This is a genomic window from Mesorhizobium sp. P2_C4 (genome assembly GCF_056404575.1).
Map to the genome: position 1 here is coordinate 94,046 of NZ_JBFUDT010000008.1, position 23,092 is coordinate 117,137.

The 23,092-nt window shown below is 61.2% G+C and carries 19 protein-coding genes and 1 pseudogene; 9 read left to right on the top strand and 11 right to left on the bottom strand.

Features of this window, described 5'->3' with window-relative positions; genetic code table 11:
* Nucleotides 1-6: 6 nt before the first annotated feature.
* Complete coding sequence (locus tag AC1DX6_RS25480) at nucleotides 7-381, bottom strand: winged helix-turn-helix transcriptional regulator (RefSeq protein ID WP_477318449.1); 375 nt, start codon at nucleotides 379-381, stop codon at nucleotides 7-9.
* A 140-nt stretch (nucleotides 382-521) separates the two neighbouring features.
* On the opposite strand from AC1DX6_RS25480, the pseudogene AC1DX6_RS25485 reads away from it, so the two are divergent.
* Together AC1DX6_RS25485 and AC1DX6_RS25490 are read left to right on the top strand one after the other, a co-directional pair.
* Nucleotides 522-1,119 (top strand): annotated as a pseudogene (locus AC1DX6_RS25485) (NAD(P)-dependent oxidoreductase).
* Nucleotides 1,120-1,143: 24 nt separating this feature from the next.
* Complete coding sequence (locus AC1DX6_RS25490; protein ID WP_477318451.1) at nucleotides 1,144-1,608, top strand: nuclear transport factor 2 family protein; 465 nt, start codon at nucleotides 1,144-1,146, stop codon at nucleotides 1,606-1,608.
* Nucleotides 1,609-1,681: 73 nt separating this feature from the next.
* Here AC1DX6_RS25490 and hpaI read toward each other — a convergent pair whose 3' ends face one another.
* From hpaI to AC1DX6_RS25505, 3 genes are all read right to left on the bottom strand, one after another.
* Complete coding sequence (hpaI, locus tag AC1DX6_RS25495; RefSeq protein ID WP_477318453.1) at nucleotides 1,682-2,488, bottom strand: 4-hydroxy-2-oxoheptanedioate aldolase; 807 nt, start codon at nucleotides 2,486-2,488, stop codon at nucleotides 1,682-1,684.
* Between the two features lie 45 nt (nucleotides 2,489-2,533).
* Complete coding sequence (gene gabD, locus AC1DX6_RS25500; RefSeq protein WP_477318455.1) at nucleotides 2,534-3,988, bottom strand: NADP-dependent succinate-semialdehyde dehydrogenase; 1,455 nt, start codon at nucleotides 3,986-3,988, stop codon at nucleotides 2,534-2,536.
* A gap of 224 nt (nucleotides 3,989-4,212) precedes the next feature.
* The gene (locus tag AC1DX6_RS25505; protein WP_477318457.1) at nucleotides 4,213-5,049 is read right to left on the bottom strand and encodes an SDR family NAD(P)-dependent oxidoreductase; all 837 of its coding nucleotides are present in this window, start codon (nucleotides 5,047-5,049) and stop codon (nucleotides 4,213-4,215) included.
* Between the two features lie 163 nt (nucleotides 5,050-5,212).
* Here AC1DX6_RS25505 and AC1DX6_RS25510 point away from each other — a divergent pair, with 163 nt between their 5' ends.
* From AC1DX6_RS25510 to AC1DX6_RS25540, 7 genes are all read left to right on the top strand, one after another.
* Nucleotides 5,213-6,145, top strand: coding sequence for an AraC family transcriptional regulator (locus AC1DX6_RS25510; RefSeq protein ID WP_477318459.1), 933 nt, complete (start codon nucleotides 5,213-5,215; stop codon nucleotides 6,143-6,145).
* 462 nt (nucleotides 6,146-6,607) lie between these two features.
* Nucleotides 6,608-7,060 carry a (2Fe-2S)-binding protein gene (locus AC1DX6_RS25515; RefSeq protein ID WP_477318461.1) on the top strand — a complete coding sequence of 151 codons (453 nt, stop codon included), beginning with the start codon at nucleotides 6,608-6,610 and terminating at the stop codon, nucleotides 7,058-7,060.
* A 14-nt stretch (nucleotides 7,061-7,074) separates the two neighbouring features.
* The gene (locus tag AC1DX6_RS25520) at nucleotides 7,075-9,234 is read left to right on the top strand and encodes a xanthine dehydrogenase family protein molybdopterin-binding subunit (RefSeq protein WP_477318463.1); all 2,160 of its coding nucleotides are present in this window, start codon (nucleotides 7,075-7,077) and stop codon (nucleotides 9,232-9,234) included.
* A 41-nt stretch (nucleotides 9,235-9,275) separates the two neighbouring features.
* On the top strand, nucleotides 9,276-11,285 hold the full coding sequence (locus AC1DX6_RS25525; protein ID WP_477318465.1) for a 3-hydroxyacyl-CoA dehydrogenase NAD-binding domain-containing protein: 2,010 nt from the start codon (nucleotides 9,276-9,278) through the stop codon (nucleotides 11,283-11,285).
* A 292-nt stretch (nucleotides 11,286-11,577) separates the two neighbouring features.
* A complete protein-coding gene (locus tag AC1DX6_RS25530; RefSeq protein ID WP_477318467.1) occupies nucleotides 11,578-12,429 on the top strand; it encodes an alpha/beta fold hydrolase in 852 nt (283 codons plus the stop codon).
* 348 nt (nucleotides 12,430-12,777) lie between these two features.
* Nucleotides 12,778-13,953 carry a serine hydrolase domain-containing protein gene (locus AC1DX6_RS25535; protein ID WP_477318469.1) on the top strand — a complete coding sequence of 392 codons (1,176 nt, stop codon included), beginning with the start codon at nucleotides 12,778-12,780 and terminating at the stop codon, nucleotides 13,951-13,953.
* A gap of 330 nt (nucleotides 13,954-14,283) precedes the next feature.
* Nucleotides 14,284-14,760 carry a nuclear transport factor 2 family protein gene (locus AC1DX6_RS25540; RefSeq protein ID WP_477318471.1) on the top strand — a complete coding sequence of 159 codons (477 nt, stop codon included), beginning with the start codon at nucleotides 14,284-14,286 and terminating at the stop codon, nucleotides 14,758-14,760.
* Between the two features lie 1,429 nt (nucleotides 14,761-16,189).
* Here AC1DX6_RS25540 and AC1DX6_RS25545 read toward each other — a convergent pair.
* From AC1DX6_RS25545 to AC1DX6_RS25575, 7 genes are all read right to left on the bottom strand, one after another.
* Nucleotides 16,190-17,527, bottom strand: a complete 1,338-nt coding sequence (locus AC1DX6_RS25545; protein ID WP_477318473.1) for an MFS transporter — start codon at nucleotides 17,525-17,527, stop codon at nucleotides 16,190-16,192.
* Nucleotides 17,528-17,652: 125 nt separating this feature from the next.
* Entirely contained in the window at nucleotides 17,653-18,444 is a 792-nt protein-coding gene (locus AC1DX6_RS25550) for an enoyl-CoA hydratase/isomerase family protein (RefSeq protein ID WP_477318475.1), read from the bottom strand.
* Nucleotides 18,441-19,328, bottom strand: coding sequence for an amidohydrolase family protein (locus AC1DX6_RS25555; protein ID WP_477318477.1), 888 nt, complete (start codon nucleotides 19,326-19,328; stop codon nucleotides 18,441-18,443). Before AC1DX6_RS25555 ends, AC1DX6_RS25550 begins: the two co-directional genes overlap by 4 nt.
* On the bottom strand, nucleotides 19,325-19,951 hold the full coding sequence (locus tag AC1DX6_RS25560) for a carboxymuconolactone decarboxylase family protein (protein WP_477318479.1): 627 nt from the start codon (nucleotides 19,949-19,951) through the stop codon (nucleotides 19,325-19,327). The genes AC1DX6_RS25555 and AC1DX6_RS25560 overlap by 4 nt, the downstream gene beginning before the upstream one ends.
* Complete coding sequence (locus tag AC1DX6_RS25565) at nucleotides 19,948-21,189, bottom strand: CaiB/BaiF CoA transferase family protein (protein WP_477318481.1); 1,242 nt, start codon at nucleotides 21,187-21,189, stop codon at nucleotides 19,948-19,950. The genes AC1DX6_RS25560 and AC1DX6_RS25565 overlap by 4 nt, the downstream gene beginning before the upstream one ends.
* Complete coding sequence (locus AC1DX6_RS25570; protein WP_477318483.1) at nucleotides 21,182-21,832, bottom strand: glutathione S-transferase family protein; 651 nt, start codon at nucleotides 21,830-21,832, stop codon at nucleotides 21,182-21,184. The genes AC1DX6_RS25565 and AC1DX6_RS25570 overlap by 8 nt, the downstream gene beginning before the upstream one ends.
* A gap of 294 nt (nucleotides 21,833-22,126) precedes the next feature.
* Nucleotides 22,127-22,885 (bottom strand): GntR family transcriptional regulator, encoded by a 759-nt coding sequence (locus AC1DX6_RS25575; RefSeq protein WP_477318485.1) that lies wholly within the window; start codon nucleotides 22,883-22,885, stop codon nucleotides 22,127-22,129.
* Nucleotides 22,886-23,092 lie beyond the last annotated feature (207 nt).

Sequence of the window (23,092 nt, forward strand, 5' to 3'; positions counted from 1 at the left end):
AATGCTTCAGCCACCCTGCGGATCGCCCCTATGATGGCGTCGTGCCTCCACGATTGCCCGGTGGTTATGGTCGGCCCACACGACCAAGGTCTTCATCGGACCGAGGAAGGAACTGCCGAGTTCCGTCAGCGCATACTCCACGCGTGGAGGCACTTGCGGATAGAGCGTGCGCCGCACGAAACCATCCTGCTCCAGCCGCTTCAGCGTTCGTGACAGCATCTGTTTCGAGATGTCGCCGATCTCACGCATCAAGACGCTGAAACGCTTGGTTTCATGTTCCAGCGATTCCAGCACCAGCAGGCTCCACTGGTCGCCAATGCGGTCGAGAACATCCCGGATCGGGCAGGGCTGTTCGAACCTGAACGGTTGCGTCTCGGTCATTTCCACCTGTTCCTCGGATGGTCATCGTGGACTGACCTGATCAGGCTGCGATGACTTCTTGCGCGTCTGTCGGGATTATCATAGCTAACTCAGGTCTACAAACATGACCTTGTCCGATAATTGGACCATTGGAGTATAATGTGGCGAAAGTTGCTCTCATCGGTGCCTCGGGTAATGCAGGGGCACGAATCCTAAAGGAACTCTCAGACCGGGGCCATCGCGCGCGACCCGGAGCGGATTGCCAAGCTGCCGAACGTTTCGGCGGTCAAGGGCGACGTATTCGACAAAGACGGCCTCGCGGCCTTGCTTCGTGGCCATGACGCCGTCATCAGTGCAGTCCATTTTACCGCCAGCGACCCGGTTATGCTGATCGAGGCGGTCCGCCAGGCAGACGTCAAGCGCTACTTGGTCGTCGGCGGCGCCGGCAGCCTTGAGGTCGCGCCCGGAAAGCGCCTCGTCGACCAGCCCGAATTCCCTCAGATTTATAAGCCTGAAGCCACGAAAGGGGCAGAATTTCTGACCCTGCTCAGGATCGTCACCGACCTCGATTGGACCTTCCTGTCGCCCTCGGCCATGTTCGTTCCGGGCGAGCGGACGGGAAAGTTTCGGCTCGGCAAGGATGCCCTTCTCTCTGGTGAAAAAGGCTCGAGCATTTCGTTCGAGGACTATGCCATCGCGATGGTCGACGAGATCGAGAAACCCGTGCATGTGCGTCAGCGCTTCACGGTCGGCTACTGAAACGAAGCCGAAGGAAATACATCAATGCAACTTTTCAAATCGCTTGTCTCTGCAGGACTGCTGTTCACGGCGACGCTTTCCGCTCCGGCCTCCGCCGCATCGCGCGACCTTGCTGCGGAAGAGGCCAATCGAAAGCTGGTGGTCGAATTCTACGACCGCGTCTTCAACAGGCACGATGTCGCTGAAGGCGCCAAGGTGATCGTCGATGACTACAAGCAGCACAATCCTGAAGTGCCGGACGGCAAGGAGCCTTTCGTCTCCTTCTTCACAGGGTTCTTCAAGGACAATCCGCAATCGAAGGCCGAGATCGTGCGCAGCGCCACCGACGGCGATATGGTGTGGCTGCACGTGCATTCAACCAACGATCCAAAGGGTCGCGGCCAGTCGGTGACCGACATCTTCCGCGTCAAGGACGGCAAGATTGTCGAGCATTGGGACGTGATCCAGTCCGTGCAGGCGGCGTCAGCCAATTCCAACACGATGTTTTGAAGCGGCGACCCAAAGGATTTCTCGGAGCGGCCTGGTAATAGGCGCCGTTGGCCTTGGCGTATGATGCAGCCGGTCAGTACACCTTCACGTCGGCCATTCCCTTAGCCGGTTCGGCGGCCTTGAAATCAGCCAGCAGCTTCGTCGTGGCACCGGCGAGCAGCGTCACATCGTTGCCGATGGCGACGAAGGTGGCGCCGAGATCGAGATAACGCTTGGCGAGCGAAAGATCGCCGATCAGTATGCCGGCGGCCTTGCCGTGCTTCCGGATCCTGAGCAGCGCCTTTTCCACCTCTGCCTGCACCTGCGGGGCACCCGGCTTGCCGAGATGCCCCATATCGGCAGCAAGGTCGGCCGGACCGATGAACACGCCGTCGACGCCTTCGGTCGAGGCAATGTCGTCGAGCGCGGCGAGGCCAGTCCGGCTTTCCACCTGGAGCAGCAGGCAGATTTCGTCATTGGCCGTCTGCAGATAGTCGGGAATGCGGTTGAAGGCAGAAGCGCGTGCGAGCGCCGCGCCGACGCCGCGCACGCCGTGCGGCGGGTAAAGCACCGCCTTCACCATCGCCTCGGCCTGGGCCTTGCTCTCGATCATGGGCACCAAAAGGGTCTGCGCACCAATGTCCAGCAACTGTTTGATGATCCAGCTTTCGCCGACGACGGGGCGGATCACGGCCTGGCTCGCCGTTCCCTTCATCGCCTGCAACTGTGAGACCAGCAGAGGCACGTCATTGGGTGCGTGTTCGGCATCGAGCAGCAACCAGTCATAGCCCGCAGCCGCGCATATCTCGACGGTGTAGGGGTTGGCCAGCGCCTGCCACAGGCCGATCTGCGCACGGCCTTCCCTCAACGCCTGCTTGAACAAGTTCCTCGGCGCGGGCATGGCGGGCTCCTTGGAGCGAAAACAGCTGGAGTATGGGTGAATTATCTAGGCAATGCCGCCGAGGCAGACGTATTTGATCTCGGTGAATTCCTCGATGCCGTATCTTGAGCCTTCTCGCCCCAGTCCGGACGATTTCACGCCACCGAAGGGCGCTTCCGCCGTCGAGATCAGTCCGGTATTGACGCCGACCATGCCGTATTCGAGCGCTTCGGCGACCCGGAAAACGCGGGCCAGGTCCTTCGCGTAGAAATACGAGGCGAGGCCGAATTCCGTATCGTTGGCCTGGGCGATCACGTCGGCTTCGTCCTTGAAGCGGAAGAGCGGCGCAACCGGACCAAACGTCTCCTCGCTGGCAACGGCCATATCGGGGCGCACATCAGCCAGCACCGTCGCTTCGAAGAAGGTTCCGCCGAGGCCGTGGCGCTTGCCGCCTTGTATGATGCGCGCACCCTTGGAAGTCGCGTCGGCAATATGTTCCTCGACCTTCTCCAACGCGGCTTGATCGATGAGCGGGCCGAGAACCACACCTTCATCGAAGCCGTTCCCGGTCTTCAACTTGCCGACCGCGGACGCCAGCTTTTCCGCGAAGGCGTCATAGACGGTTTCCTGCACATAGAGGCGGTTGGCGCAAACGCAGGTCTGGCCATTGTTGCGGAACTTGGCGATCAGTGCGCCTTCGACTGCGGCGTCTAGGTCGGCATCGTCGAAGACGATGAAGGGGGCGTTGCCGCCGAGTTCGAGGCCGAGCTTCTTGATGGTTGGCGCGCTCTGGCGGTAGAGTTCCGCGCCGATTTCGGTCGAGCCGGTGAAGGTCAGCTTGCGCACGGTTGGATTGGCCGTCATCTCGCCGCCGATCTCCCTGGCCGAACCGGTCACCACGCTGAACAACCCCTTGGGCAGACCCGCGCGCTCGGCCAGAACGGCGAGCGCGATGGCTGAAAACGGAGTTTGCGAAGCAGGCTTCAGCACCATCGCGCAACCCGCGGCGAAAGCCGGTCCCGCCTTGCGCGTAATCATGGCGTTGGGAAAGTTCCACGGTGTGATAGCCGCAACCACCCCGATCGGCTGCTTCATCACGAGGATGCGCTTATCGGGCTGATGCCCAGGTACGATGTCGCCGTAGAGACGACGAGCCTCTTCGGCGAACCATTCGACGAAGCTCGCCCCGTAGGCGATTTCGCCCTTTGCCTCGGCGAACGGCTTGCCCTGTTCGAGTGTGAGGATGTGGCCGAGATCGTCCTGGTTCGTCATCATCAGGTTGAACCATTTGCGCAGGATGCCGGCGCGCTCCTTGGCGGTCTTCGCAGCCCATCCTTTCTGCGCAATGCGAGCCGCCTCGATGGCGATACGCGTTTCGGTGGCGCCGAGCCTTGGAACGTAGCCCACCAGCTCGCCGGTCGCAGGGTTCGCTACAGGGACGGAATGTGTCGGATCAGCTTCGATCCAGTCCCCTCCAACGAGAGCGGCCTGGCGCAGCAACGAGGGGTCGCGAAGGTCCATTGATGGGATCCTCATGTGCTTGAAGGCTCCGGCTCCCGCAGCCGCTTAGCCTGGAGGTCGGTTAATGGATTACATAATACACATGTTAAATATATACCGCTTTGTCAAGCGAATTCAGTCCAACCATCCTATGAAGCGGAGTGGGACGAGGTCGATTTCGAGAATGCGGTCTGGACGATCCCGAAGGAACGAATGAAACGCTCCAAGCTGGCCCCACCCTTCGATCAAACGGCTACGGCTTCCATGGCGGCTTCAGACAGCTCGCGCCATCTCGACCATGTCTCCAGCCGCTGCGCATATTCTTGCTGCATCATTTCCAGCAGCCCCTTGCCAAAGAAGGCTCGCAACGGCGGATGCTCCGCATCCACCAAAGCTAGCAGTGCAGATGCGGTTGCGGCAGGGTCCCCCGGACGGAAGTCACGCCATCCCAGCGCAAGGCGCTCCCGAAGATCGTCATAGGCGACCAGCGATCCCGCATGCGTCGCCGACCCCGCAGCCCACTCGGTGGCGTAGCCGGTCGGCTCCACCAAGGTGATCTTGATACCGAAATCCTGGACCTCCGTCGCCAACGCTTGGCTGAGACCCTCGAGCGCCCACTTGGATGCGTTGTAGAGGCCGAGCTGCGGTAGCGCGGTGACGCCCCCGATGGAGGAGACCTGAACAATATGGCCACTGCCCTGGGCCCGCAGCAGGGGCAGGGCGGCCTGCGTGACCCACAAGGCGCCGAAGAAGTTTGTCTCCATTTGTTCGCGGGCCTGCTCCTCCGAGACCTCTTCGACCATCCCAAAGACGCCGAAGCCGGCATTGTTCACCACCACGTCCAGGCGGCCGAAATGCGCATGGCCCTGCGCGAGAGCGGCCTGGACGGCGGGTCTGTCCCGAACATCGAGCTGCAGGGCCAGGATCTGCTCTCTGTATCGCTCCTGCAGTGGCGCGAGCGCCTCGGAATTGCGCGCGGTGGCGACCACCCGATCCCCTCTGGCCAGCGCCGCTTCAGTCCAGATGCGACCGAAGCCTCGCGATGTGCCGGTTATGAACCAGGTCTTGGGAAGGGAACTCATTTGTGTTTTCTCCGTGATCATATTGATGACGGAGAGCTAACCCATCGAGCGGACATCCATGTAGGGCTGAACCTCCAAAGGTATTGCCTAAAACTCCGAAATGCAGCGGGAATGGTTGCACGCTTCCCATTATCGAGTGCACATTTCACACATGCGCACACAAATGATCCAACAGCTCAAATTACTCATTCTGACGCAGGCGAACGCAGAGGGCTTTTTGCCGACACGCCTTCGGGACGTCGTCCTGATGCGCATGGACCGGCACCGTCCCCTGGCACCAACCGTCTATGAGCCATGCATTCTCATCGTGGCCCAGGGCTGCAAGGTGGGAAGCCTCGGTGGCAGGCGCTACGTGTACGATGCTGACCGCTGCCTCGTCCTGGCAGTGCCGATGCCGTTTGAGAGCGAGACGATGGGCAGTTCCGAGGAGCCCTTTTTAGGAATGGCCATCAGGATCACGCAGTCCGTCGTTACTGAGTTGTTGATCCAGATGGACAACATACAGGCCACTGCCGACTACGAGGGGGGAATTCCTGGCGTGCCGGTTGATACTGAGGTGTTGACGGCAGCGGTGCGCTTGGCGGCAACCCTCTCCGACACGGAACGGGCGCGCGTGCTGGGCCCCGGCATCGTGCGCGAACTGATCTATCTGTTGCTGCGAACGCCCGGCGGCGGTGCTCTTGCCGGCTTCGCCTTGGGAAACGAAAATCGTTGGCGCATCGGCAGGATCATTGAGCGCATGCACAACGACTATGCCGTCAATTTCGATGTGCCGGCGCTGGCTCGCGAGTCGGGCATGAGCGCTTCTACCTTCCATGCTCGGTTCAAGGCCGTGACAGGGGTAACGCCGCTGCACTATCAGAAGCTGATCCGCCTTCACAAAGCGCGGGACCTCATGGTCAATGCCGGATCATCCGCACAGACTGCGGCTATCGAAGTCGGTTACGAAAGCGCCTCGCAGTTCAGTCGCGAGTTCCGCAGGTTGTTCGGCGGGAGCCCCGGCGCCGTCGCTGCCGGGTTGCGTGCCCGCCTCATCGAGATGCATCAGCCGCGGCTGTCGATGACCCTGTCTTTCGGTTCGTCCCAAAGTGCCTGATTCATCCCGATACGCTGGTGCTTTTGGAACCCGGTTTGCGGCGCTTCATCGCCCAGTGCAAAGCGGTTTGCCGCAGCAAAGGGCTGGGTCTGTTGACGTCCAACGAAAAGCCTCTCATCCAGGAAGCTGCGGGAGCGCGCTCGTTGAAGCTTGGGTTATATTCTGGGCTGTTCCAGCGCCTTTCGCCAGCGGCGGCGTCGAGCTGCGAAAGGCATCATGGGGTGACCTCTTTGGAGTCCTGGTACATGTAGCGACGTTTTCAACGGTATTGGTGTGCATGACGACAGTCGTTGCCGCACCAAGCGCAAACCGGCTCTGTCGGCCGGTTCGACATGGACGGGCTTCCGTATCCCAAGAGATTGTTTAGTGCAGCTATAAATTCAGTGTAGCGATGGCACGTTTATCTCTGCCAATAAAACAGCCATCGTCCACCGATCAAGAGGTCGAAGCCGGAGCACACGCATGACAATCTCGGTCCAAATCAATGGCCGCACGCACTCAGTGGACGTGGACGGCGACACCCCACTGCTTTGGGTGCTTCGCGACGTGCTTGGCATGACCGGAACCAAGTTCGGGTGTGGGCAGGGTCTTTGCGGTGCATGCACCGTCCACGTTGATGGCGTGCCGACTCGGTCCTGTGTGACTCCCCTGGAAAGCATCGGAGAAGGCCAGATCTCGACGATCGAAGCTTTACACACCGTCGCGCATGGGAAGGCGCTTCAGGATGCGTGGATCGAGCTTGAAGTGCCTCAATGCGGATATTGTCAGTCAGGGCAGCTGATGTCGGCCGCCGCGTTGCTGAACGAAACACCGAAACCGACCGACGACGAAATAAACAGTGCAATGTCGGGCAACGTCTGTCGCTGCGGTACCTATCAGCGCATTCGGGCCGCCATTAAGCGCGCAAGCGCGTAAAGGAAAAGCAGATCATGTCGAACCGTACTCGCGGCCCGCAGTTGAACCGCCGCCTTTTCCTGAAGGCAAGCATTGTCGTTGGCGGTGGTCTCGTCGTCAATCTGGCACTTGGCCCAGAGCTCTCTGTTGCGGCTGCCGCGGGCTTCGCTCCCAACGCATTCATCCGCATCGACCGGAAAGGTCTTGTCACGCTGGTCATGCCACAAGTGGAAATGGGCCAAGGAATCTACACTGCCCAAGCCATGCTGCTTGCCGAAGAGCTGGAAGTCGCGCTCGATGATGTAAAGTTCGAACATGCGCCTCTTAACGAGGCGCTCTATGCCAATCCAATGCTCGGGCGTCAGATGACGGGCGGCTCAACCTCAATACGCGCATTCTGGACGCCTTTGCGCACCGCCGGTGCGACGGCCCGCATCATGCTCATTCAGGCCGCAGCAAACGAGTGGAAAGTAGACGCCGCAACGTGTCGGGCCGAAGATGGCTTCGTTATCGATGAGAGTGGAAAACGGAAGCGGGCTTATGGTGAGTTGGTCGATATTGCTGCGTCACTGCTTGTACCTCCACCGGAAACCGTAACGCTCAAATCTCCGAAGGACTTCAAACTCCTGGGAACCTCGGCGAAACGTCTGGACACACCAGGCAAAGTGGACGGATCGCTCAAGTATGGCATCGACGCATCTCCTGCCGGTACCAAAATCGCGGCGATCGCCATTTCGCCGGTTCTCGGTGGCAAGCCGAAGTCTGTCAATGAGCAGGCTGCGCTGGCGATCAAGGGCGTGCATCAGGTCGTGCAGACCGACGGCGCAGTAGCGGTCGTGGCGGATCACACCGGAGCTGCCAAAAAAGGGCTTGAGGCGGCGGCGATCGAGTGGGACGACGGCCCAAACGCACACGTTTCCAGCTCCGATATCGTCGAGCATCTGGATCAGGAATCCCGCAAAGCCGGCGCCATTGCACGGAGCGAAGGCGATGTGACAGCGGCGCTGGCGAGTGCCGCGCAGCGGATCGACGCCGTTTATCAATTGCCTTTTCTTTCCCACGCCGCAATGGAGCCGATGAACTGCACGGTTCACGTGCGCAAGGATGCGTGCGAACTTTGGGTCGGAACTCAGAACCTTTCCGCGGCCAAAGAGGCCGCCGCCGCCGTCACCGGTCTCGCCCCCGAGAAGATCATAATCAACAACCATATAGTCGGCGGCGGCTTTGGCCGCCGACTCGAAGTCGATGGCATCATCCATGCTGTGAAAGTGGCGATGCAGGTCAACGGTCCGGTCAAGGTTATCTGGAGTCGCGAGGAAGATATTCAGCATGGCTATTACCGGCCACACTACTACGACCGTATGTCAGGCGGAATTGATGCCCAGGGAAACCCGGTCGCCTGGACGCATCGTGTCTCCGGATCGTCGATTTTTGCCCGGATCTTCCCACCCGCAATGAAGAACGGCGTGGATCCCGATGGCGTGGAAGGGGCAGCCCATCCACCGTACAAGCTTCCCGCGATTCAAGTTGAATTCAACCAGGTTGAGCCACAGGGTGTTCTCACGAGTTGGTGGCGCGGTGTTGGGCCCTCGCATAACGTGTTCATGGTCGAAAGTTTCGTGGATGAGCTCGCCGCTGCAGCGAAAGTCGATCCAGTCGAGTACCGCAAACGGCTACTGACGGAAAATCCGCGTGCGCTGAAGGTCTTGGAGCTGGCTGCAGAAAAGGCCGGGTGGGGTAGGCCACTATCAGCCAGGCAGGGCAGGGGTGTCGCTGTGCAGTTCGCATTCGGCTCCTATCTCGCGATCATTGCTGAAGCAACCGTCGCGCCGAACGGTGCCGTCAAGGTGACACGCATCGTTACAGCTGTGGACTGCGGACTAACGGTAAATCCCGACACGATTGCGGCCCAGATGGAAGGCGGCGCGCTCTACGGACTCACTGCCGCACTCTATGGCGCGATTACCTTCAAGGATGGCCGCGTCGAACAAAGCAATTTCGACAATTATCTGCCGCTCCGCATCGACGAGGCACCCCACGTTGAAACGTATATCGTCCCGAGCGCGGAGCCGCCAGGAGGTATAGGTGAAGCGGCAACCTCGGCGGTGTTTCCAGCCGTCACCAATGCGATCTTCCTAGCAACAGGGAAGCGTGTCCGGACATTGCCGATCAACTCCGAAGACCTAAAGGCCTAAGAGGTCTATCTAGCGTGATCAGTTGGAGAAAAGTTGAGGAGTTGGCGATTGTTACCATCAACAACCCTCCTGTGAATGCTGGTTCTCACGCCGTGCGCAAGGGGCTGGTCGCGGCGATCGCCGCTATCGCGTTGGATACGGCGCTTAAGGGCGTGGTGCTGATCGGGGCAGGCAAAACGTTTGTGTCCGGATCGGACATAAAGGAGTTCGGCGAACCGCTCTCCGAGCCGCAGCTCCCGGCTGTAATTGAGGCGATCGAAAATCTCGAGATCCCCGTTGCGGCCGCCATCCACGGGGCGGCCCTAGGCGGCGGTTTTGAATTGGCGCTCGGCTGCGATGTTCGCGTCGCTGACCGTAGCGCGGTCCTTGGGTTGCCGGAAGTCGGCCTTGGGCTGGTTCCCGGCGCTGGCGGCACCCAGCGCTTGCCGCGGCTGACAGGCGTTCCGGTCGCCTTGGAGCTTGCTGTCTCCGCACGGCGCGTAAAAGCCGAGGAGGCGCTGTCACTGGGCATTATCGACGCCATCAGCGAAGGCGACCTGCTCGATGATACGATGGCGGTGCTTCGTCGCTGTTCCGGCAAACGCCGTGTCGCTGAGATGCCGATACCGGATTTCGATGGCGGCGAGGCGCGCGTGGTGCGCGACAACGTCGTCGCCCGTGCGCGACGCAGGCCAGCGGCCGTCAAGGCAGCGGAGCTGGTCCTGTGTGCCGCGGAAAAACCCTTCCGGCAGGCTTTGGCTGAAGAGCGGGCTGTTTTCCAGGACATCCGTATGTCGCCTGAAGCCTTCGCGCTTCGCCATGTCTTCTTTGCCGAGCGGGATGCGAGCCGCTCGGAAAGCACCGATGCCGTTGCATTGCCGATTGGCTGCGTGGGCGTCGTCGGTGGCGGAACCATGGGCGCCGCGATTGCGCACGCGCTTCTTTCGAGCGGCTACCAGGTGATCCTCATGGAGCGGAACGGGGACGCACTCACGACCGGCGTGGGGCGGATCGCGGGACTGCGCACCGACGATCTCAGGCGCGGGCGCATTGACGACGCCGCGGCCGCCCGCCAAGCCGCCGCACTGACGGCGTCGGCAGACCTGTCCGATGCTGCTGGCGCGGATTTGGTCATCGAGGCCGTATTCGAGGATATCGCGGTTAAACGGGAGCTGCTCGCCCGTCTCGGCGCTATCATCGCTCCCGAGGCGATCGTTGCGACGAATACGTCCTATCTCGACATCGATGAGATGGCCGAGGCTCTACCCAATCCTGAACGCTTCCTGGGGCTGCACTTCTTCGCTCCCGCCCACGTCATGAAGCTGCTCGAAGTGGTCAGAGGCGCTCGATCTGACGCGCAAACGCTGGCAACGGCGCTCGCGTTGGCGAAAAGGCTCGGCAAGCAGGTCGTGATCGCTCGCAACGCCGATGGCTTCATCGGGAACCGCGTTTACAACGCCTATCGGCGTCATGCCGAGTTCCTGATCCAGGACGGGGCTTCGCCGCAGGCGGTCGATCTCGCCATGACGGATTTCGGCATGGCGATGGGCCCTTTCGCGGTGGCCGACCTGTCTGGGCTCGACATTGCGTGGCGCATGCGCAAGGCGCGGGCAACGTCGCGCGACCAGTCCGTGCGATATGTCGACGTCCTGGACCGGTTGTGCGAGGCGGGCCGCCTCGGTCGCAAGACGGGAGCAGGTTATTATGATTACGCGAGCGGCCACGCTGAAGCGGACACCGCGCTGGAGGCCTATCTCGAAGCGTCGCGAAAGTCGGCGGGAATACGTCCCCGCCTCATCACCGACGACGAAATCCGCGCACGGTGCATTGGGGCGATGGTGAACGAAGGTGCCCGGCTGCTAGCCGAAGACGTCGCGCGCCGGGCGTCGGATATCGATGTCGCGCTGATCCATGGCTACGGCTTTCCGCGCTGGACCGGCGGTCCGGTCTGGTGGGCGGCGCATCTGGCGGATCAGGACCTGAAGAGGATGATCGCAGAGGTAGCCAACGCGGAAGGTCCCGGCTTCCTGCGGGGTGACGTGAATGCCCTCTTTGCCGGTCTGCGGCTTTGAACCGACCGTTGGATCAAGGCAGGCCGAAGGGCATCGAGTTCGTCGAGTTCCGTGTCTCCGCAACCTGGATGTTCCAACCCATGAGTCCATTGGGATCCAGGTGCTGAACCCATCAATATTGGCGATGCCGGTGACAAATTCACCACACGAGTTTGCTGCAGTCCGCTGCATCGGATCGACACGGCCTACAGGCTCCGCGGATCAGTCAAAATGCTAGACTATCAGCTTTATCTTGAAAAAGGACAATAAGTCAGCTTAATGTCCTTTTGCCACTATAGAAGGAGGAACTGACATGACGAACCGGGGGAAAGGTCTCCTCATCGCACTCGTCCTTGCGGCCGTTTCGGCGGCGAGTGCCCCGCATGCGGAGGAGGCGGTCATCAAATCCGTGACGAACGGCAAAGCCACCATCACCTATCGCACGCAAGGAGACGGGCCGCTTATTCTGTTTATTCCCTCGCAGGGCCGGGGGACTGAAGAGTTCGGCGCGCTTGCGGAGCGATTGGCTGCCCGTGGCTATCGCGGGCTGTGGGTGGATCCGCGGGGCATCGGCGCAAGCAAGGGGCCAATGGAGGCGGTGTCTTTCCATGACTTCGCCGATGATTATGCAGCCATCATTCGCAAGGAGGGTGGACAGGCGATCGTGGCGGGCCATGCATACGGCAACTGGATCGCCCGCACCATCGCATCCGACCATCCAGATCTGACGCGCGGTGTGGTGCTGGTGGCAGCCGGGGCGAGGAAATGGCCGAAGGAACTTAGCGATGCAATCGTCATGATCAATGACCCAGCCTCCACCCGTGAACAACGCCTAGGAGGCTTGCGACTCGCTTTCTTCGCCGAAGGCAATGATCCGACACCTTGGCTTGAGGGGTGGCATGCCGACGTCACCCAAAGCCAGAGGGCGGCGATGAAGCTGACGAACCAGGCAGACTGGTGGGCAGGCGGAACGGCTCCGATGCTCGACCTTGAAGGGGGCTCCGACCCCTTCCGGCCTGCATCGTCGCGGCAGGAGCTGAAGGATGAGTTGGGTGAGCGCGTAACCGTCAAGGTGATCGAGGGGGCAAGCCACGCGTTACCCGCCGAGAAACCGGCCGAGGTCGCCGACGCGATCGCCGACTGGGCTGATCAGTTGAAGAACTGATTGCTAACGGACGCGGCGGTTCCCAACGGGGGCGGCCGCCGCGACTGAGGGGCTGCATATCACTTAATCTCGACCGCCCGACGATGGACATTGGTGGGCCGGGTAAGGATGAGCGGCATGTGCTGCAATTCGGCGTTCCGATGGTCATTGTCTGCTGCGCAACGACAAAGATGCCGCGCCGGTGTGCTCATACTGTGCCTGGGTTGCTGACCGCACGCGGCTCCTATCGCGCGCAAAATTTGACTTGCAATTCTGCGGGTGCAACGTAATGTGCTAATAAGCTAGCCTATAGACTTTTAGGTCTGGAATTTTCTGCAACGCATTGGACAATCGCTGGGAGGAAATGAAATGACAACCGGGTTCTCTCTATCCAGATTCGCAATTCTCGGTGTGGCAATTGCACTGTCGGCGGGCTCGATTGCGGCCTTGGCGAAGCCGCTCGATCCTGCGCTTGTGGAGGCGAGACGTAACAAGACCAGCGACACGTTCAACTTGCTGACCTACCGTCACCTTGACGAACTTTTCGACACGCGTTCCGTCGAACCGGGACCGAATAAATGGGCCTTGCCATCGTCCACACTGAAGCTGCCGGACGACACGCCGGTCCAAATCGAGGGAAAAGAGACGACATTCCTTGCGGCGCTACAGGATTTGCGCATCAACGGCATTGTTGTGATGCGTGACGGGAAGATCGTGCGGGAAGTGCACCGCAACGGCGGCAGCGAGAGCAGCCGCTACATTGGGTTCTCGATGTCGAAGTCCTGGACTTCCATGCTGTTTGGCATTGTGCAGGGACAGGGGAAGATAAATGTCAACGATCCGGTGGTCAAATATTTGCCGGATCTCAAAGGAACCGCCTACGATAAGGTGACACTGCGTAACCTTCTAACAATGCGCACGGGCACGTCCTGGGTGGAAGACTATTCTCCCGGAAGCTTCCTTGACGGCGTTCGTGATGCGTCCACCAACACAGAAAAGTCGTACTACGAAGATGTCGCGCGCGAACTAAAGCCAGTCGCCGATCCAGGGACGAAGTTCAACTACTCGACGCTCGAAACGGAGCTAGCCGGAAAGGTCATAGCGGCCGCAACAGGAAAGAGCATTGCGCAGCTTATGACCGAGGCGATCTGGCAGCCGGCGGGCATGGAGGCGCCGGGATATTGGATCATGCAAGGGCCACGCGGACGCCAGCATGAATGGTATGGTGCGGGATTTGCAGCAACGCTACGCGACTTTGCGCGGTTGGGCCAGATTATGCTTGACGACGGCAAGGCCAACGGCAAGCAGATCGTACCGCCCGCTTGGGTGAATGAATCGACCAGTACCAGCTTTCCGGAAAAGAACTATTTCTATTTCTGGTGGGCGGTTCCCGGACTAGACGGCTTCGCCGCTCAGGGCGTAGGCGGCCAAAGTGTCTATGTCGATCGTCAAACACGCACCGTTATGGTTATTGCCGGCTACAACAGTCCTCCCAAGCGGGTTGATCTCTTCAAATCGGTCGTGAAAGCCTTGAATGGCAACTGAGCGGAGGCTTGGCCGGCGGTCAGAGCCGTGCCAGTCGATCATTGGTTCCGACTGTTTGAGATCAATCAGATTATCCGCGAGCAGAAGTCGACACCTTCGTGATCGACCGGTGGTTCTCCGGACGCTTTGCCCCGGCATACGTGTTCGGGCGATCGTACGCACCGGCAAATTCCAGCTGAGCAAGGACGGGCCAGCTCCTGCGCGGGGAGATCGCTCCTGCAACTCGTTAGAGAACTACGCCATGGCCATGGCAGACGAGATCGAAGACCCAAAGCACATCCGCCAGCCCTTCACCGTTGGCTACTGACTTCAAACCAAAAGGAGAAACTCATGTTCGATCCAATCAGACTGCTTGCCGCTGCAACCGTTGCGGTGACCCTCGCTGCGGCTGCCCCAGCTCTGGCCCAAACGGCTTCACGCGATCTTGCGGTCGAGGAAGCGAACCGCGAGTTGGTTATCCATTTCTACAACCAGGTCTTCAATGAGCACGACGTGGCAGGCGCAAGCGAAATCGTGGCCGATGACTACATTCAGCACAACCCGAGGGTGGCGACCGGTAAGGCGGGGTTTGTGAAGTTCGCTACCGGCCTTCTGGCAGCAAACCCCCACGCCAGCGGCCGCATTATACGCAGTGCGGCCCAAGGCGATCTCGTCTGGCTGCATGTTCATGCAGGGGGCAAAGAGGACGGCACCGGAGGTCTGGCCATCATGGACATCTTCCGTGTGAAAGACGGACACATTGCCGAGCATTGGGATGTCTCGCAGCCTGTTCCCGCCGAAGCGGCCAACCAAAACACCATGTTTTGATCCCAAACCAAAAAGAAGGAACAACCACGATGATCGACAGCCGCACGGGCCTCGATCATTAGTTCCGGCTTTTTGGAGGTCGATCAGGTGATCGACCAGTGGTTCTCCGGACGCCTTGCAACGGCATGCGTGTTCGGGGGATCTCATTGGCGCGGATCGCGAGCCCCAGCCCACGCACGCGGTGCGAGAGTCGCGCCAGGCTGAGCCGGTTTTGCGCATATTTTGAAATCATCGCCAGGCGCGGCGAGCATCTGGTGGCGGATACGCGAAGGTTCTCGATCTCGGCATGTCCGCCGGGCACCGAACTGCTGCGACCAGCGTCCCGGAGAGCGGCGCTAGCGGCATGTCTTGGATGGGCCGCCCCACCTCGTCGTCGATATCGGGCGTGACGTCGGCGACGGCGAGCAAAAGGTGCTCACGCTCCGGCAATAGCCCTAGGGGTGGTGAATGCGAAAAAAGTGATGGGCCGTCCGCTTTCCACATTAGGAAGCTGCTTCCCACGTGCAACGTCAAAACTTCCTGTTGCACCGGCGTCAGCACGGACCGGATTTCGAGGCCAACGGTGCCAAGATATCTAATGAGGGCTGCCGAAACGGCAAAAGGGATGCTTCCCGACCGGCCCATTCGGTCGAGCCCGGGCGTACGTTGTTGACGATGTCAGGCTGCAATGCGGCAGCGCCTCTGCAGCCGATTACGGCGGATCCGAGATGACCGAAAGTATCCATGCCTCGCTCCGGGCGGACAATGCCGACATCGATGCACATTATCGCGACGCTTAAGGCAGCGCTGGCACGAGAGCGCGTTCGATCCGACCAAGTTGGCGCAGAACAACTGCTTGGGCCGCACGTTGATGCATGCTCAATTTTCGGCAGCGCGGCGTAAGCATTAGGTTTTCGGACTAATAGAGCCGCGTGCGGGCGGTCGCGAGCGACGTCGTCGGGAGCGCTCGGCCGGTCCCACGGTTTGCCAACTGGAAGTCGGGACTGCGGCGCCGCCGCATCAACTCACTTCAGTCTCGGCGAATGAGAATGCATCCTCCGAAAGCCCTCGCTGCCGCCTCTCACCGCCTCTCTGGCGCCATGGTGAATTTCGCGCCAACGTCTCGTCGCTGTGGGGTTATGGGCATCAGGTCACGGTGCTTGACCAGGCCCGAAGTCTGAGAGGGCAAAGCCTGCCTGGAACTTGGAGCACGTTCCGCGGCTTGATATCCTTTGAGCCATCCCGCGAACATCCAAAGCGACGAGCGTTTCTCAGCGCCGTCGATTCTTCGTCGCTGGCGGCGTCGAGAAATGCTGGCGGGTCGTCGATGTCGAACCGGTGAGTGCGGCGGCGTCGAGCCGCTGGCAACGCAAGGATGCGGATGCCAACGGCGCTAGTGTTGCCCCAACCAGGAAGTCAGCGGCGCCGCACCGACCGATCGAGGAGCAGGTCAGGCCTTTGCGAGGGGTTGAATATTTGCAGAGGTCTCACGGATCGAAAGCGTCCGCGTTCCCACAAGCATGATCACCGCACCGAGCATCATGAGGCCACCATAGAAATATTGGCCCAGAGAGAGCGATCCTGTCGTGAAAGCCACCCAGCCGACAATTGTCGGGGCGAAGAAGGCTGCAATACTTCCCGCAGTCGTGATCAGCGCGATGCCGCCGGCCGCGGCGGAGCCCGAGAGAAAACGCGCCGGCATCGTCCAGAACGGCCCGGTCGCGCAGAGAAAGCCACTCGTCATCACGGTAAGCGTTACCAGCGATAGCGGGACGCTTGAACGCACCGAGGGAAGGAGAATCCACCCCAGCCCCGCCAGAAAAGCAGGAATTGCAGCGTGCCAACGCCGTTCGCCGATCCGGTCGGAACGCCTGGCCCAAAGCTGCTGTGCGATGATGGCGACTGCCCACGGGATCGCCGAGAGAAGACCGATATACCACACGTTGGCGACACCCGACTGCTTGACGATCGTCGGCAGCCACAGCGAAATGCCGGCGCCGCCCGCGATCAGGCAGATCGACATCGCAACCAGGCTGTAGACTCGCAGATCGGTCAAGGCGCCGAGGAACGAGGCCTGCCGCTCGACGTTCTTGTCCGTCGCCTCGCTCGCAAGCTCCGCCTCGACGATGTCCCGCTCGCGCGGCGACAGCCATTTGGCTGTCGCCGGACGGTCCGCGAGAAACAAATACACGATCACGCCCATCAGGCAGGCCGGTATGCCCTCGGCAATGAACATCCATTGCCAGCCGCGCAATCCCGCTACGCCTTCCAAGCCCTGCATGATTGCGCCCGAGATCGGTCCGCTGATCACGCCGGAGATGCCGATCGCCGACATGAACATGGCGGTGAAGCGGGCGCGCCGCGACGCCGGTATCCACGTTGTCAGATAGAAGAGGACGCCAGGGAAGAAGCCAGCTTCCGCCGCACCGAGCAACGATCGCAGAACATAGAAGTGGGCGGGTGTAGACATCAAGGCCAATGCCGCCGAGCACGCGCCCCATAGCACCATGATCCGCAACAGCGTCAGTCGTGCGCCGGTCTTTGCGAGAATGAGATTGCTGGGAACCTCGAAGAGACTGTAACCGAGATAAAACAGGCCGCCGCCGAGGCCGAAGACCGCCTCGGTAAATCCGAGGTCGCTCATGAATTGCAGTTTGGCGAAGCCGACATTACCGCGGTCTACGAAAGCGATGATATAGCTGACGACCAGGATCGGAATCGTGCGCCAGAAGACCTTGCGGTAGAGTGCATCGATTTCGGATCGAGTTGCTGAATGCTCCGGTTGCATGTTTGACGTCTCCGTTCCCATTGCCAACTGGCTTGTTGTTGGGCGTCACCGCGCACTCATTGCGCGGCGATCATGATCAAAGCCTGCTGTTCCGACCGGTGGCCGGGGCCGTCTGTCGCGTGGGCTCATCGCCCCTTGAACACGGGCTTGCGTTTTTCGCGGAAGGCGGCGAGCGCCTCCTTGGTATCCTCTGTCTCTGCGAGCAGGGCCGTCTGGGTCTGCTCGTAGCGATACCCGTCGCGCAACGGCATCTCCTCCGTAAGGCCGAACGAGCGCTTGGCGGCAGCGACCGCAAGCGGTCCCTTCTCAGCGATCTTGCGTGCTATGGCGGTCGCTTCTTCGATGACATGCTCGCGCGGCACGCAGGCCGACGCGGCGTTCATGCGGTAGAGTTCCGGTCCCGTCACGCGCATTGCCGTGTAGATCATCAGTCGCGCGTCGGATGGGCTGAGTGACCGCAACACATGCCGGGTGCCTCCCGCGAGGCCGTAGTCGACCTCCGTCATCGACATGAATGCTTCCTCGGCGACCACAACAATGTCACAGACGAGCGCAAGCACACATCCGGCGCCGACGGCCGCGCCATTGACGGCGGCGATCACCGGCTTGGGGCATTCCATTACGCAATCGAAGCAGGCGCGAACGAGCCGGTTGTGGCGCGAATAGCCGCCGGGCTCGCTGACAAGCGCCGGCCGCTCCAACAGATCGGCGCCCGCGGAGAAAGTCTTGCCATCGCCGGTCAGCACGATCGCTCGAACGCTGACTTCCGCGCCGAGCACGTCGAAAATCTTGATGCATTCCTCGCGGAAGCGGCGATCCTGCGCATTGGCGGGCGGCGCCGCGATCGTGACCGTCGCGACGTGATCCTTGATCTCGACGCGGAATTTCGTGATCTCTTCGAGCCCCTTGAAAGTCATTCTTCACCTCCAAACTTGTAAAGTCGCGCAGGGTTGTCGACGAGTATACGTTGGTGCGTGGCCTTGTCCGGTGTCCAGTCAAGAAAGAGATCGAGCAACCGGCCGGCGTCAGGGGCGGGCGACAGCCGGACATAGGGCCAATCCGAACCCCAGATGCAGCGATCAGCCGCCGCATCAATGAAGGCTGCGTGAAAGGCGCGCGCGTCGGGATAGTCCGGTGCGTTCTTCGAGACGCGACAGATTGAAAGCTTCGCCCAGATGTTTTCGCCCCGGAAGACCTCGATTATTTTTGCAAACGACGGATCGGCGACGCCGCGGTCGGGCGCGGGGCAGCCCATGTGGTCGAGCACAAGAGGAATGCCGAGGCGCGCGAGGTCCGGCAGTTCGGCGGCCAGCGTTTCAGCGCTTGCCCAAAGCTGCGCGTGCAGCCCAATGCGCCGCATCCGCGGCGCTAGTTGACGTAATTCGTCAAAACCGACGCTGCCGGGATATCTGTCGCCGGCGGGTGTGCGCATCTCGGTAAACCGCAAGCCGACAATCCCGCTGGCGGACCAGGCCTGAAGGGCTTGGTCGCCAACACCGGTGGTCGCGACAGCGACGCCCTTCAAGGCGCGGTTCGATTGCGACAAGGCGTTCAGCATTGCCGACGGATCGTCGGCGTAAGGAGCGGGTTGCACGAGCACGCCCCGCGTTATGCCGAGCGCCGCGCGTACCGCCGCATGAACGTCGGGCGACGCATTCGGCAACGCATATGTGGAAGCCCGGTGCGGCCGAAAGCGATCGAACGGACCGAACACATGCGAATGCGTGTCACAGGCACCTGGCGGAAGTTGGCGGCGTGGCGCCGAGGCAGCAGGCGCGGGAATGGTCGCCACGCCGGTCATGCGTCGACGCCATCGCTTAGCCGCGCGCTCGGCAATTCTGCGAGTGACCCGGTTTCGGGAAGCGGCTCGTGCGCCTCAGGCACGGGAATGCGATGCGCATTCAGCGTCATCGCAACCATGGTGTAGTAGCCGATCACTGCGGTCAGTTCGACCACGCCACGAGCGCCCCAGCGCCGCATCACGGCCGTATGGGTCGCCTCGCTGACCTGACCGGTCGTTTGCAGCTCGCGAGAGAATTCGTAGACTTCGTAGTCGGCTGGCTCGTCGAAGACCGGCGGGGTTAGCGCGCGAATGTGCTTGACCACCGATTCCGGCAAGCCGACTTCGATTGCGGAACGTGCATGCACCCACCATTCGATCTGTGCCGTCCATCGTCGCCCGGCCGTTATGATCGCGAGTTCGTTGAGGCGCGCCGGCAGGCAGGTACGAAAGCGGAGAAATTCTCCGAGGTCGGACCACAAGCCGGCAAGTTCCGGGCTCTGGATCGCCGCGCGCAGCGGACCGATCATGCGACCCCTCGGGCCGGTTACGACCTTGTCGTAGATGCGCCGCTGTTCCGGAGTCATCTCGGCGACGGCCGGCAATGGAATGCGTGCGGAATCCCCGAGCATTGGCGCGTTCATATGACCTCCGCGGCCGCGAGGCGGTCTCGCTCGCCTGCGTCGATGCCGATTTCAGCCAGGACGGCCGCCGTATCTGCGCCAAGCAGCGGCGGCGCCCTGTCGAAGCTCAGCGGCGCATCCAGGAAATTAATGGGACTCACTACCTGTGGAACCTCGCCCGACAGCGGATGAGGGATCAGTCGCAGCATCTGTCGGTGCACGATTTGCGGGTCGGCGAAAACGTCAGGCACGCTGTTGATCGGCGCAGCCGGAACACCCGCGGCATCGAGGGCGGCCAGAAGCTTGTCCCGCTCCCATTGCGCGAAGGCGTCGCCCAGTAAGCCTGTCAACTCGACATTGGAGCCGACGCGCGCCGCATTGCTCGCAAAGCGCGGGTCGCCCGGCCAAGCGTCGCAGCCGAGCACAGCGCATAATTTTGCGAACTGTCCATCGTTGCCGACCCCGAGTACGAATCGGCCGTCCTTTGCGGCAAACACGTCCTGCGGCTGGATGTTGGGATGGCGGTTACCGCCGCGTTGGGGGGTACGCCCGGAAACCAGGTGGTTCATCGCCTGGTTGGAAAGGAATGCTGAAGCCACGTCGAGCATGGCCAGGTCAATCGTCTCGCCCGCACCCGTTTGCGAGCGTCGAGCCAGGGCGGCGAGGATGGCGACTGCGGCGTACATCCCGGTCATGATGTCGATGACGGGAACGCCGACCTTTTGTGGACCGCCGCCGGACATCTCGTCGCGCTCGCCCGTGACGCTCATCAGGCCGCCCATGGCCTGGATTGCGAAATCGTAAGCCGCCTGGTCGGCGCGCGGTCCACTCTGGCCGAACCCGGTCACCGAGCAATAGACGAGGTCCGGCTTCAATGTGCGCAGCGATGTTGCGTCGAGCCCGTATTTCGCGAGCGCGCCTACTTTGAAATTCTCGATGACGACATCGGCCGTCTCGGCCAGCTTGCGCACGATCGCCTGCCCTTCGGGCTTGGCGATGTCGACGGTCACGGAGCGCTTGCCGCGGTTGACGGAGAGATAATAACCGGATTCCCGGGTCTTCTTCCCATCTCGATCGGCGAGAAACGGCGGCCCCCAGCTGCGTGTGTCATCGCCGGCGCCAGGGCGCTCGATTTTGATCACTTCGGCGCCGAGATCGGCGAAGATCTGCGTTGCCCACGGTGCTGCCATGATGCGCCCGAGATCCAGTATGCGGATGTGGGCCATCGGCCCTTGCCGGGCAATGGCTTGCTTAGACATCCATGATCTCCGTGGCGATTGCCGAAGGGCGGCTCTTGAATTGGGTTTGCCATGCCGTGAGCGCAGGGCGCTTTGCGCGCCAGTCGAGGTTTGTAAATCTGAAGTCGAGGTAGCCGAGCGCGCAGCCAATCGCTATATGGCCAATGCCGAAGGACGCCTCATCGAGGCACAGAACCAGGCTCTCCAGACGGTCGAGCGAGGCGTCGACCTTGGTCGCGAAGGCCGACAGCCATTCGGGAGTTTGTCGTTCCTTGGGCTTGTCACGCTCATTGCGCCACAGGACCAGCACGTCGAGCAGACCCGTCGCTAGTGCATGCCACGTCAGCGCGCGCCAGCGATCGGGACCGTGTGCCGGAAACAGCCGGCCGCCACCAGCCAGATCATCGAGGTATTCGCAAATAACAACGGAATCGAAGATCGGCTCTCCGTTTTCGAGTGTCATGGTGGGGATTTTGCTCAAGGGATTGTCGCCCATGATCGCCGAATTGGGACGCGTCATATCCGCGACCGAGCGCACGAGTTCTATGCGCTCGTGGAGACCGAGTTCATGTGCGGCAATCATTACCTTGCGAACGAACGGAGACCTTGGCGACCAGTGCAACTTCATTTCCGCGCAAACTCCGCCGGGGAAAGCGTCCTGCATTCCAAAAGGTCCATAAGTCTATACTATTGTCAATCTATGAATTTCGCAAGCCTGTTTCTTCTCGGAAGGGGGCGCTCGCCACGGCGCTCGCGCCGGCGATGCTGATCGCCTCATGCCCCTGCTGGGAGTCGCTGGGTCAAGCGCGCCACCCGGTTGGGAGAGTCCCTCACGGAGGCGCCGGCGGAAGAGCGCAGGATTCTTTGGGTGACTATTCGCAAGCCCGATCAGAAGGAGGGCATGTCCGCCTTCCCGGAAAAGCCCGGCCCCGCTACCTCGGCGCTCTGACGGGCGCGCCTACTTGAGCTTGACGTCCACGCGGACGATCTCGCCGCGATAGATGCCATTCGACACCAGGACCAATTTGCCGCGCTGATCGACCGCCGAGCGCGCCACGTGGCAGACCGGCGCGTTGAGAGGCATGTCGATGAGCGCCGCAGTCTCGATGTCCGCGGTGCCGATCGTCAGGGTTTGCCTCGCCTCAGTAATCTTCACGCCCGCAATGCCCGCGACCAGCCGCAGCGCCGTCTTGGACCTGACGTCTTTGTCGGTGACCTTCTTCGCCAACCGCTCGTCGATGTAGACGTCAGCGATGAGGAAAGGCTGCCCGTTGAGCGAGTGCCGGCGCTTGAGGTGACGGTAGTTCTGCCCGGTCGTCCCGATCGCGTGGTGGACAAGCGGCGGCCCGCCCATGCTGTCCGAGAGCACCTCGATCTCGGCGCCGTCCCGCGAGCTGAGGAGCCCCTCCCAATTGGTCTCCACCTCGCACCAGAGCCGGTCCTGCGGCCTCCGCTTGACGAAGGTCCCCTTGGCCCGGAGGCGCTCGATCAGGCCGTCCGCCTCCACCAGCCCCAGAGCCTGGCGGATCGTCGCGCGGGCGACCCCGCACTCGGCCAACAGCTCGTCAATGGTAGGGATTTGCTCTCCCACGGGCCACTGGCCCGACTCGATCCGCCTGCGGAATAGGGTGGCGAGCTGAATGTAGCGCGAAACGGCGCTTCGGCTCAGGTCCACGCGATCGCCTTTTAGTTCATCCATGTGGCCCATATAGCCCATGATTGTGGCCGACCTCAACCCCGTAGGGCCATGGGATTTCTTGAAGTTGCTCGCCACTCGACTAACGGTGCCTTTGGGGGGAAGTGCAATCCTATAGGCCATAAGACCATATGATTGACGAAATCAGACGTCGGCGTCGCGCGGCTATAAATACAGTTCGCGACTAGCTGCTTGTCGGTTCGCTCAACGATTTCAACAGTGTCGCAA

Excerpts from the sequence above, each read along its gene's own strand:
- AC1DX6_RS25480 (WP_477318449.1), bottom strand. The coding sequence starts at position 381 with ATGACCGAGACGCAACCGTTCAGGTTCGAACAGCCCTGCCCGATCCGG.
- AC1DX6_RS25490 (WP_477318451.1), top strand. The coding sequence starts at position 1,144 with ATGCAACTTTTCAAATCGCTTGTCTCTGCAGGACTGCTGTTCACGGCG.
- hpaI (WP_477318453.1), bottom strand. The coding sequence starts at position 2,488 with ATGCCCGCGCCGAGGAACTTGTTCAAGCAGGCGTTGAGGGAAGGCCGT.
- gabD (WP_477318455.1), bottom strand. The coding sequence starts at position 3,988 with ATGGACCTTCGCGACCCCTCGTTGCTGCGCCAGGCCGCTCTCGTTGGA.
- AC1DX6_RS25505 (WP_477318457.1), bottom strand. The coding sequence starts at position 5,049 with ATGAGTTCCCTTCCCAAGACCTGGTTCATAACCGGCACATCGCGAGGC.
- AC1DX6_RS25510 (WP_477318459.1), top strand. The coding sequence starts at position 5,213 with ATGATCCAACAGCTCAAATTACTCATTCTGACGCAGGCGAACGCAGAG.
- AC1DX6_RS25515 (WP_477318461.1), top strand. The coding sequence starts at position 6,608 with ATGACAATCTCGGTCCAAATCAATGGCCGCACGCACTCAGTGGACGTG.
- AC1DX6_RS25520 (WP_477318463.1), top strand. The coding sequence starts at position 7,075 with ATGTCGAACCGTACTCGCGGCCCGCAGTTGAACCGCCGCCTTTTCCTG.
- AC1DX6_RS25530 (WP_477318467.1), top strand. The coding sequence starts at position 11,578 with ATGACGAACCGGGGGAAAGGTCTCCTCATCGCACTCGTCCTTGCGGCC.
- AC1DX6_RS25535 (WP_477318469.1), top strand. The coding sequence starts at position 12,778 with ATGACAACCGGGTTCTCTCTATCCAGATTCGCAATTCTCGGTGTGGCA.
- AC1DX6_RS25540 (WP_477318471.1), top strand. The coding sequence starts at position 14,284 with ATGTTCGATCCAATCAGACTGCTTGCCGCTGCAACCGTTGCGGTGACC.
- AC1DX6_RS25545 (WP_477318473.1), bottom strand. The coding sequence starts at position 17,527 with ATGCAACCGGAGCATTCAGCAACTCGATCCGAAATCGATGCACTCTAC.
- AC1DX6_RS25550 (WP_477318475.1), bottom strand. The coding sequence starts at position 18,444 with ATGACTTTCAAGGGGCTCGAAGAGATCACGAAATTCCGCGTCGAGATC.
- AC1DX6_RS25555 (WP_477318477.1), bottom strand. The coding sequence starts at position 19,328 with ATGACCGGCGTGGCGACCATTCCCGCGCCTGCTGCCTCGGCGCCACGC.
- AC1DX6_RS25560 (WP_477318479.1), bottom strand. The coding sequence starts at position 19,951 with ATGAACGCGCCAATGCTCGGGGATTCCGCACGCATTCCATTGCCGGCC.
- AC1DX6_RS25565 (WP_477318481.1), bottom strand. The coding sequence starts at position 21,189 with ATGTCTAAGCAAGCCATTGCCCGGCAAGGGCCGATGGCCCACATCCGC.
- AC1DX6_RS25570 (WP_477318483.1), bottom strand. The coding sequence starts at position 21,832 with ATGCAGGACGCTTTCCCCGGCGGAGTTTGCGCGGAAATGAAGTTGCAC.
- AC1DX6_RS25575 (WP_477318485.1), bottom strand. The coding sequence starts at position 22,885 with ATGGGCTATATGGGCCACATGGATGAACTAAAAGGCGATCGCGTGGAC.